Consider the following 10282-nt stretch of genomic DNA (forward strand, 5'->3'; position numbering starts at 1 on the left):
GTGAACCGTTCATGGCGTGAGGCGTTGCGGCAACGGGTGGCCCGGCAGTGCGGCCAGCCCGACGAGCACTTCGCCGGGTACGGCCACAAGTTCGGCGACTGGATCGACGCCGCACCCGGCCCCGGGCAGCCGACGTTCGTGGAGGTCGAGGCCGGTGTCGCCGGTTACCTCGGGGTGGCCGCGCGGACCGGGAGCCGCTGGGGCGCCACCGTCGGCCTGGTGCTGGGCAGCGGCACTGCGGTGCTGACGTTCCTGGTCGTCTGGCTGGCCGGCTGATGCGCTGGCCGAAGCCGCCCCCACCGCCGGAGGACCCGACCAGCCGCTTCGGCAGCACCTGCCCGGTGTGCCGGCAGCTGCTCGGCGCCGCCCAGCCGCCGCTGGACCCGGAGACCGGCCGGTTCATGATGCCGCCGTCGTTCCGGCTCGAGGTCGGCGCGCCCGACGGCCGCAACGGGATGCCGTGGCGGGTGACGATGCTGGCCGGCAACTACCGCCCGGCGGAGTCGCTGGACCCGGCCTTCAACGAGCACGAGGTCGACTTCGTCTACCTGCTCTGCGGCGGCGGGCACATCTTTCCCGATGCCACGCCCGTCTTCCGGGCCGGTCCGGCTCGCCGGCCGGACGAGGCCCGTCAGAACATCGACGAGTGGAACATGGTCGCGGCCATGGGCGCGCCGGCCAGCGGCAAGACCTACCTGCTGGTCCGGACGCTGAAGCAGAACCTGGACAACCTGACCCGGTGGGACGCCCAGGACGACCCGGGCCGGATCCGGCTGCGCAAGCTCAGCCCGCTGGAGGAACTGCCGCTGACCTCGCGGATCCGCAAGTACAACGACACCCGGCAGACCGGGGAGGCGATCCAGCCCACCGGTACGGACGGCCAGGCCACCCCGGCCGGCATGCTCCAGGACCAGCTGCGGGACGCGCTCGCGGCGATCCAGGAGCTGGTCCGGCGTACGGTCGCCGACGGCGAACGCCGGGCCCAGCAGTGGGGCAAGCAGTTCCGCCAGCCGCTGGTGGTACGCACCGACAGTGCCGGCCGGCGCACCTGGACCGGGGTGGCCGACCTGCCCGGTGAGTTGTTCGACGAGCACGGCACCAACCGCCGCGAGGCCGGGATGCTGCGCTCGTTCGACGCGCTGCTCTGGGTGGTCGACCCGGCGGTGGCCCCGAACGCGCCCGAGTGGATGGCGACGGAGTCGGTCGCCGAGGAGCGGCTGCTGCTCGACGGCAGCCTGCGGCCCGGCACGGTCAAGGCGTCCGGCGCCGACGTCGTGCGCGGCAACCGTGAGTCCATCCAGGACGACATCGGGTTGCAGATCACCATGGTCGACGGGCTGTTCGCGACCAACGAGGGCCGGCCGCTGCAGATGCTCGTGGCGATCAGCAAGTGCGACCTGATCCGCGCGGCGCTGGAGAAGCCCGGCCTCGACCTGCGCGACATCGGCGCGCCCGGCGAGGTCGAACGCGGCACGGCGACCTACCTGTCCGTCGCGATGGACCGCTGGTCGCGCGGCGCGGGCGCCGACCCGGGCGCCACCCAGCTGCTGACCTACATCTGGGGCGCGCACAACCCCGAGCCCGCCGTACGGCAGCGCCGCGCCGTGCAGGTGGCGCGCGGGCTGCTGGACCACTTCTCGCAGCCCGAGGAGTTCTGGAAGCTGGTGCACGTCGGCACCGACAACGAGGTCAGCATCCCGCGCGGGGACATGACCAGCGAGGTGCCGCAGCACGTCCGGGTCCCCTCGATCGACGAGCATCTCGACAGCGCCCTGCAGCCCGGTTCCGGCGCCCTGATCCTGCTGCGGGACCTGATCATGTCGGCGGTCGGCTGCGGGCTCGCGTACGGCCTCGGCCAGCAGAGCGCCCTGTTCCGGATGCACCGCGAACCGTGGATCACCCTGCGGTTCTTTTTGTGCTCGCCGCTGGCCACCGTACCGATCGCGGTGGACGACATCCGGCTCAAGCCGCTCGACCCCCGCGACCGTTTCCCCCGCGTCGACGACCGCGCCGCCGCACTGACCCAACTCCTGCTGGCCGTTCTTGGGAGGGCTCGTAGATGACCGACGGCATGATCGTGGTGCAGTGGGCCGACCTGACCGGCCGGGGCTTCAGCCCGCACGACGTGGGCCCGGCCGCGCCCCGCGAATACTGGGCGGCGGCTGAGCGGCTGCTGCAGGCGGATCTGAGCCAGCCGCCCGAGGGCATCCGCTCGACGGTCGGCCATCCGGTGTGGACCCTGCGCCGCGTCGCCGTGCAGGGCCGTCGGCTGTGGTGCTTCGTCGTGCAGGGCCGCCGCGGGCCGTTCGGGGTCGCCGGCACCTGCCGCTTCGCGTTCGCGCCCGAGGGCATGCCGGCCCTGGACGCCTGGACCGCGGGCACCGAGCTCACCGCGGAGGACCGGCCGGCGCTCCCGGACGACGAGCGCTTCCAGACCGTCGTGATGCAGGTGCTCGGCGGCATCGTGACCCGGCAGGCCGCCGTCCCGGTGGACGGCGACCCGGCGCAGACCGCGGCGATCATCCCGGCGGTTCTCCGCGTGCTGCCCGAACGCGAACTGCGCACCTGGTCCTGGTCGACGTGCATGCTGCAACGCCCGGACTCCCCCGAGCTGCGGGTCGTGGCCGGCGGCTGGCCGGCGGACTTCCGCCGCCAGGAACCGCACCGGGCGGACAGCGTCGACCAGTGGTTCCGCCGCGGCCCCGTGACCGAGCAGGAGATCAAGACCAGGCTGGGCACTGCTGCCGTACGGCGGGGCTTCGAGTACCTGGTGCACTATGCCGCGACGGGTAAGCGCCCCGACCCCGATCTGTTGCGTGGCGAGCTCACTCTCGACGAGATGCTGGTCGAGCTGGGCCACGCCAACCACGTACCGGAGTGGCACGACGTGCCGTCCATGCTGCAGACGCCCGGCGGTCGCCGGCGGCTGGCCGAGGGCCACCTGCCGCTGGTCACGGAGTGGGCCGGCAAGGAGCCGGTGGAAGCGGTCCAAGTGTTGCGGGAGGAGCTGGGTGCGCCGCTGGAGCAGGCCCTGCTCACCGGCGTGCTCCGGGCGCAGGACGACCGGCCGGACAACATCCTGGGTCTGCCCACCGCGGACCGGCCGGAGCTGACGGCCTGGCACGAGCGGCTGGCCGGCCTGCTGCTGAGCGCCTATCCGCAGCCCAAGCGCCTGCGGTCGGTCACCGGAGGCTGGATCGCGCGGTCCGGCGTGCTGTACGACCTCAAGGACCGGGTCGCCGCCCGCGCGTGGCTCAAGCGGCTGGGCCTCACCACGCGGGCCGACAGCGAGTACTTCCCCCCGGACGCGGGCATCGTCGTCGGCGAGCTCAACGAGCATCTGATCTACACCCAGGCCGCGCACGACGAGGTGCTCCTGGCGGCCAAACCGCTGCGGTTCCTGGGCTCCCTGACCAAACAGTTGCAGCCGCTGCCCAGCCAGGCCGTGGGCACGATGCTGTGGCTGTCGGCCATAGAGACACCGCGGGCCGGCACGGAACCGGACGTGCTGCAGCGGCTCGCGCGGGACCTCACGCGTACCGCCCTGCAGGGCCGCTGCGACGAGCAGTGGATCGACACCATGCTCGACACCGTGCAGCAACAGCTCGCGGGCGGCCGCTCGACCCGGCTGCAGCGCATGATGTACGGCGCCCTCGAAGCGCTGCTGGAACTCGATCCGGAAGCGCCGCGCACCAGCTCCCTCGTGCAGCGCTGCCGGGTCATCGGCTACGACAACAACGCCTCGTCCCAGGTCGCCACCGCGCTGAAGCTGGCCACCAGCGGACCGGCACCGGCGACCCAGCCGCTCACCTGGGGCCAGGACACCGGCAGTTTCAAAACCATCTCCCCGCGCGCGCCGGGACCACAGGGCACGGGTCTGCGTCAGCGGTTGGCCGGCCGGGGGCCCGTGTATCTCGCCGGGAGTGTCGTCGCCGTCACGGTGCTCGTCTCTGCCGGCGCGTTCATCGCCACCCGTACCGACGGCGCCGCGCCCGTGCCACCGCAGCCGACCCGGACAGCACCGGCGCTGACGAGGACCATTGCCCCGCCACCGACGACGATCACTCTGCCGCCGCGCGTCCCCGGAGCCCGCACCGACGAGCAGGCTTTCCGCGACGACTTCTACCGGAAGCGGCCACCGGGCGCCGTCCCGGCCGCGGTCATGCTCGTCGACTACGGCAGCGAACTGAGCAGGGCGGACAACCTCGAGGAAGCTCTCAAAAAGGTGCCGGATCTGGAGAACGTACCGTTCCAACTCGTGGATGCCCGCGACGAATCAGCCGCCGGTACGCTGGTCGCCACCGTGTACTTCAACCGCTGAGACGAAGAAGGGGAGAGCCGCCCGGCTCTCCCCTTCTGATTACTTGAAACGCCACCTCGGCATCGTGGCGTCGGTGCCGCCCTCGGCCTCCGGATCGGGCACGGCCACCGACGTCCCCGGGTTCGCCGGCCGGGTGGCCGACTCGTCCGCCGGCCAGTCGTTGTAGCCGGTCCGGTCCGGCTTGACCCGGCGCGGTCCCGGAAAACGCAGCGTACGGCGGGTAGCCGTCTCAGTCGCAGGAGCGCCGTTCAGCCGGTGCAGCTCCTCGCCGTGCCACCGGTCCAACTCTCGTTTCCGGATCTCGGTCTCCACCTGCGTCTCCCGGCCGGCGGTCTCCCTACGGATCTGCTCCTGCCGCAACGCCCGCGCCTCGAGCTCCTGACGTTCCTGCTCCCGCTCGAACTCGATCCGCGTCCGCGCCGCCTCCACGTCACTCTTCTCCGCGGTGGCCAGAATCTCGTCGTACGCGGTCGGCGGCCCGATGTTGAGCAGGAACTTGGTCAGCACCGGCAGGATCTCGATAGCGGTGATGAACAGCAGCAGCGTCAGGTACGCGGTCTTCAGCGTGGTGTTGCTGTCCGTGATCTGGCTCAGCGCCTCCAGCTGGGCGAGCAGGCCGCGGTCGTTGCCGCTGTCGATCAGGTAGCGGTCCTCCTCGGCCTGCTTCTGGCTCTTGAGCCGGGCCAGCTCCGCTTCCTTGGTGGCCAGCTCGGCCTGCGCGGTCGCCTGTTCCTTGGTGCTCGTGGACGCCTGGCGCTCCGCGGCGGCACTCCGGGACCGTTCGAGCTTCGCCTTGGCGGCGTCCCGCTGCGCCCGCAACTCACCGGCGGCCCGCAGCTTCGTCTTGTACGCCGGCCCGCCACCCTTCTGCCCGGTGCCGTCCGAGCCGTCGAACTCGGCGATCGCCTTGGCCCGCGCCTCGCTGTACCGCTTCTCCAGCGCGTCGTACTCGGCCTGGTCCCGCTTGACGTCCGGGTCCTTGCCGACCAGGTCCTGCACCAGCGAACCGGCCGCGACCTGCTGCAGCTTGGTGACCTCGGCCTGCAGCGCGGGGATGACGGCGAAGCGCGTGTCGGACCGCAGCTTCTGCTCATAGGTGTTGCGTTCGACCTGCTGGGTGATGGTGAGCTGGGCCTGGATCTCCCGCTGGAAGATCCACAACACCAGCGGCGTCGAGACCACGGCGCCGATGACCAGCGCCAGCAAGATCCGCGGTACGAGCGTCGCGAGGTTCTGCCACCACAGCTCACGCCGGCCCGCCGCGGCCACCAGCCAGCGGTCCAGGTTGGCGATGGCCAGCGCCCACAGGACTCCGATTCCGACGGAGACGACCAGCGGGGCCCGTACCCCGGTGTGCAGGGCGAAGCCCGCGGAGAGCCCGGCCATCGCCGCCGTGGTCAGCACGACGCCGCCCAGCCCGGAGTATTTGCGTTTCTCCCGGGGGCTCCGCGAGAGGGTGTCGGGGTCGGCGCCGGAGAGCCAGATCAGCAGCCCCCGCCGCGGGGAATTCATGTCCTTGTGCGCGCTTGCAGCCACTGACTGTCGACTCCCGTCGGACTCTGGGAGTCCACTATCTCCGGCTGCCCCGGACACGGAAATCCCCCGTAGGCGTGGTGCCCACGGGGGATCAACGACAGTTGCCGAGCAGCGGTTACAGACCCCAGGCGGCGAAGAGCTCCCGGGCCGCGTCCGAGCCGGCCTGCGCCTTGCCGCCGTCCCAGACGAAGCCGGTCAGCAGCCGCAACGCGTCGACCGGGTCACCCGAGCCGTCGAGCTTGCCGTCGACCAGCCGCCACCCGCCGAGCTCGTCGCTGCCGGCAGCGAGCCGCGCCGCGGGCGCCGGACCGAACAGACCGGACAGGTCCGCCGCCACGAACGTCGGCCGCCGCTCCGGCGAGGCCGCGAGCAGCTCCGCGGGCCCGCTGACACCGGTCAGCACCAGCAGACTGTCCATGCCCGCACCGACCGCGCCCTCGATGTCGGTGTCAAGCCGATCACCGACAGCGAGCGGCCGCTGCGACTTCGACAGCGAAGCCGCGGTCTCGAACAACGCCGGTGCCGGCTTGCCCACGACCACATCGGGTTCGCGGTTCAGCGCGGTCCGCAGCACCGACACCAGCGAACCGTTACCCGGCAGCGGGCCCCGCGGGCTCGGCAGGGTGCGGTCGGTGTTGGTCGCCATCCACAGCGCCCCGGCGCGGACCGCGAGCGAAGCCTCGGCCAGCACCTTCCAGCCGACGTCCGGCCCGTAACCCTGCACGACGGCCACCGGCTCATCCTCGAACCGCTCGACCGGAACCAGCCCGGCGTCGCGAACCTCGGCCCGCAACGCCTCCGCCCCGACAACGAGCACCGGGGCGCCGGCGGGCAGCCGCTGGGCCAGCAGGGCAGCCGCCGCGCCGGCCGAGGTCAGCACCTCGTCGGCGGTGGCGGAAACACCCATGCCGGTGAGCAGCGCGGCGACATCGGGGGCCCGCCGCGACGCGTTGTTGGTCGCGTACGCGATGGCCGTGCCGGCCGAGCGCAGTCGCTCGACCGCCTCGGCCGCCCCGTCGATCGGCTTGTCGATCAGGTAGATGACGCCGTCCAGGTCAAAGATGACCAGGTCGTACGCCTCAACCAGACTCACGCCTTGTCCTTGTCGTCCGTCGCCTCGCCGGTGATCTGCTCGGCGGCGGCGGCCTTGCCCTCCGCCGTCTCTTCCTTGGCCTCCGCTGCCTCGCCGGTGACCTCAGCGTCGGCGGTCTTGGCCTCCGTGTCGGCGGTCTTGGCCTCCGGGTCGGCGGTCTCGGCCTCCGTGTCGGCGGTCTTGGCCTCCGTCACCCGGTCTTCGTCGACCTGGTCTTCGTCCACCTGGTGTTCGTCGATGCCGGCGTCGACGTCCTCGATCAGGTCGTCGTCCTCTTCGTCCTCGTCGCCGTCGTCCTCTTCGTCGTCCTCGTCGGCGAACGCCTCGTCGCGGTATTCCTCGTCCGCTTCGTCGGCGTCCGTCTCCGCCGCGGCGGCCGGGGTCTCGACGGGCTGGTCGTCGTCGTCCTCGGGCTCGTCGCCCTCGATCGTGACGCCGTCCAGCTCGAGCAGCCGCTCGGCCGCGTCGGTCAAGTTGTCCTCGTCGGCAGCCGCAGCCCGAGCGAACCACTCCCGGGCCTCGTCCCGCCGGCCGGCAGCCAGCAGCGCGTCGGCGTAGGCGTACCGCAGCCGGACGGCCCACTCGGCGTCCTCGTCAGCGGTCAGCTCCCGAACCTGCAACATCGCCACAGCAGCGTCGTGCTGACCGAGGTCACCACGGGCGCCGGCGGCCACGATGAGCAGCTCGATCGCGCCCGCCTTGTCGAGGCTGTCCTTGTCCGCACCACGGAACAGATCAATCGCCCGTTCCGGCCGGCCCAGGGCGCGCTCACAGTCGGCCAGCTCGGCCAGGTGCGTCTGCCGCCCCGTCATCCGGTGGTACGTGCGCAGCTCAGCGATCGCGGTGGTCCAGTCCCCCACGGCGTACGCGGCAAGCCCGACGGCCTCCCGCACGACAGCGATCCGCGAAGCCATCCGCCGCGCGGCGATAGCGTGCTGAAGCGCCAGCTCGGAATCCTCGTCAATGATCTGACCGGCGGCCACAAGGTGCCGCGCAACCAGGTCGGCGGTGTCCCGGGACAGGCTCAGCAGCTCAGCGCGAACCTCCTTGTCGAGGTCGGTCGCGACAACGTCCTCGGGCAGCTCAGGCGCCTGGAACGCGGGCTGCTGAAGGTCAGGCTGCTCGAAGCCACGCTCACCGCGAGGCCCACGGTCATCCCGGGGTGCCCTGTCGTCCCGGGGTGCCCGGTCGTCCCGGGGTGCCCGGTCGTCACGGGTCGGCCGGTCGTCACGGGGTGCCCGGTCGTCACGGGTCGGCCGGTCGTCGCGGGGTGCCCGGTCGTCACGGGTCGGGCGGTCGTTGCGGAAGTTGCGGTCTTCGCGCGGGCCGCGGTCGTCACGGGGCGCCCGGTCCGGGCGAGGGCCGCGGTCGTCGCGGGGTGCACGGTCGCGGAAGCCACCGTCACGGGGACCGCGGTCGCCGGCTGGCCGGTCGCCACCGCGGTATCCGCCGCGGTCGCCGCCACCCTGGTAGCCGCCACCCTGCGGACGGTCGCCACCGCTGCGGAAACCGCCGCGGTCGCCGCCCTGGGGACGGTCTCCCTGGGGACGGTCGCCCCGGTAGCCGCCATCGGGGCGATTGCCCGGCCGGTCGCCACCGCGGTATCCACCCCGGTCGCCGCCACCCTGGTAGCCGCCGCGGTCGCCACTCTGGGGCCGGTCGCCCCGGTAGCCACCGCCGGAACCACCCTGGAAGCTGCTGCGCGGGCCGCTGTCGGAGCGGTCGCCACCGCGGTATCCACCCCGGTCGCCACCACCCTGGTAGCCGCCACGGTCGCTGCTGCCCTGGTAACCACCACGGTCGCTGCCGCCTTGGTAGCCGCCACGGTCGCGGTCGCCGCCGCGGAAGCCGCCGCCCTGCGGACGGTCGCCGCCGCTACGGAAGCCGCCACGGTCGCGGTCGCCGCCGCGGAAGCCACCACCCTGCGGACGGTCGCCGCCGCTACGGAAGCCACCGCGGTCGCCGCCACCCTGGTAGCCGCCGCCCTGCGAACGGTCGCCACCGCTACGGAACCCGCCACGGTCACCGCCACCCTGGTAACCACCACGGTCGCCGCCCTGCGAACGGTCACCGCCGCTGCGGAAGCCGCCACGGTCGCCGCCACCCTGGTAACCACCACGGTCACGGTCACCACCGCGGAAGTCACCACCCTGCGGACGGTCGCCTCCACTGCGGAAACCACCGCGGTCGCCGCCACGGTCACTGCCGCCCTGGTAGCCGCCACGGTCACGGTCACCACCACGGAACCCACCACCCTGGGGACGGTCGCCACCGCTACGGAAGCCACCACCCTGCGGACGATCGCCACCGCTACGGAAGCCGCCCCGGTCACCGCCACCCTGGTAGCCGCCACCCTGCGGACGGTCTCCGCCGCTGCGGTAACCACCGGACGAGCCACCGCGGTCGCCGCCACCCTGGTAACCACCACGGTCACGGTCACCGCCACGGAACCCACCACTCTGGGGACGGTCGCCACCACTGCGGAAGCCACCACCCTGCGGACGGTCGCCGCCACTGCGGAAGCCACCACCCTGCGGACGGTCGCCGCCGCTACGGAACCCACCACCCTGCGGACGATCGCCGCCGCTACGGAACCCACCACCCTGCGGACGATCGCCGCCACTGCGGAACCCACCACGGTCACCGCCACCCTGGTAGCCGCCACCCTGCGGGCGATCGCCGCCACTGCGGTAACCACCGGACGAGCCACCCCGGTCGCCGCCACCCTGGTAACCACCACGGTCACGGTCACCACCCCGGAAGCCACCACGGTCGCCACCGCCGGAAGAACCTCCCCGGTCGCGGTCGCCGCCTCGGAAGCCGCCCCGGTCACCGCGGTCACCGCCCCGGTCACCGCCGGCTCGGAAGCCGCCTTCGCGGCGCGGGCCGCCTCGGTCTCCCCGGTCACCGCGGGGGTTCGCGCCGGAGCCTCCGTCGCGACCGCGGCCGTCCCGGCCTTCGTCGTCGCGGTTGCTGGAGCCGCCGTCCTGCGGTCCTGGGTTCACGGGTCAAGTCCTTCCAAGTTCGGCGAGGCCCTCACAACATCGGCGGGGCCGCCGGAGCACATCAAGTACGGAGCAGATCACTACGGGTAGTACAAGATCGTTCACGTGCCGGCCCAGCCATCAGGCGCGGGGACGCGGGTCGAGCGCGCGTCCACCCAACGCTACTAGGGCCCTGACGCACAAAAGCAGTCGAGGGCCAACCCCTATGGGGAAGGCCCTCGACTGTACGTTGAGTCCGGCGGCGTCCTACTCTCCCACACCCTCCCGAGTGCAGTACCATCGGCGCTGGAGGGCTTAGCTTCCGGGTTCGGAATGAGACCGGGCGTT

At 72.3% G+C, this 10282-nt stretch carries 7 protein-coding genes and 1 rRNA gene; 4 read left to right on the plus strand and 4 right to left on the minus strand.

Annotated features, from left to right (window positions below):
* Genes ACZ6S4_RS41890 through ACZ6S4_RS41900 form a run of 3 tightly spaced genes read left to right on the plus strand, consistent with a single transcriptional unit; the run spans nt 1 to nt 4321 of the window.
* A complete protein-coding gene (locus ACZ6S4_RS41890; RefSeq protein ID WP_465480214.1) occupies nt 1-276 on the plus strand; it encodes a hypothetical protein in 276 nt (91 codons plus the stop codon).
* Nucleotides 276-2063, plus strand: a complete 1788-nt coding sequence (locus ACZ6S4_RS41895) for a hypothetical protein (protein WP_465480215.1) — start codon at nt 276-278, stop codon at nt 2061-2063. Before ACZ6S4_RS41890 ends, ACZ6S4_RS41895 begins: the two co-directional genes overlap by 1 nt.
* Nucleotides 2060-4321, plus strand: coding sequence for a hypothetical protein (locus ACZ6S4_RS41900; RefSeq protein WP_465480216.1), 2262 nt, complete (start codon nt 2060-2062; stop codon nt 4319-4321). The genes ACZ6S4_RS41895 and ACZ6S4_RS41900 overlap by 4 nt, the downstream gene beginning before the upstream one ends.
* Nucleotides 4322-4360: 39 nt before the next feature.
* Here the strand turns inward: ACZ6S4_RS41900 and ACZ6S4_RS41905 are convergent, their stop codons facing one another.
* The 3 genes from ACZ6S4_RS41905 to ACZ6S4_RS41915 all read right to left on the minus strand — a co-directional run bounded on the left by ACZ6S4_RS41905 (nt 4361) and on the right by ACZ6S4_RS41915 (nt 7933).
* The gene (locus ACZ6S4_RS41905; protein WP_465480217.1) at nt 4361-5833 is read right to left on the minus strand and encodes a DUF4407 domain-containing protein; all 1473 of its coding nucleotides are present in this window, start codon (nt 5831-5833) and stop codon (nt 4361-4363) included.
* Between the two features lie 139 nt (nt 5834-5972).
* A complete protein-coding gene (locus ACZ6S4_RS41910) occupies nt 5973-6950 on the minus strand; it encodes an HAD-IIA family hydrolase (RefSeq protein WP_465480218.1) in 978 nt (325 codons plus the stop codon).
* Nucleotides 6947-7933, minus strand: a complete 987-nt coding sequence (locus ACZ6S4_RS41915; protein WP_465480219.1) for a tetratricopeptide repeat protein — start codon at nt 7931-7933, stop codon at nt 6947-6949. Before ACZ6S4_RS41915 ends, ACZ6S4_RS41910 begins: the two co-directional genes overlap by 4 nt.
* Between ACZ6S4_RS41915 and ACZ6S4_RS41920 the strand changes: the two genes are divergently transcribed.
* Nucleotides 7883-10045: a hypothetical protein gene (locus ACZ6S4_RS41920; protein WP_465480220.1), complete on the plus strand. Its 2163-nt coding sequence runs from the start codon at nt 7883-7885 to the stop codon at nt 10043-10045. The two genes, ACZ6S4_RS41915 and ACZ6S4_RS41920, sit on opposite strands and share 51 nt — an antisense overlap.
* Nucleotides 10046-10188: 143 nt before the next feature.
* On the opposite strand, the gene rrf is transcribed toward ACZ6S4_RS41920, so the two are convergent.
* A 5S ribosomal RNA gene (gene rrf / locus ACZ6S4_RS41925) occupies nt 10189-10282 on the minus strand; the annotation flags it as partial.

This window comes from Actinoplanes sp. NPDC051405, from assembly GCF_055586185.1.

Coding starts and splice junctions, on each gene's coding strand:
- ACZ6S4_RS41895 (WP_465480215.1), top strand. CDS start 276: ATGCGCTGGCCGAAGCCGCCCCCACCGCCGGAGGACCCGACCAGCCGC.
- ACZ6S4_RS41905 (WP_465480217.1), bottom strand. CDS start 5,833: ATGAATTCCCCGCGGCGGGGGCTGCTGATCTGGCTCTCCGGCGCCGAC.
- ACZ6S4_RS41900 (WP_465480216.1), top strand. CDS start 2,060: ATGACCGACGGCATGATCGTGGTGCAGTGGGCCGACCTGACCGGCCGG.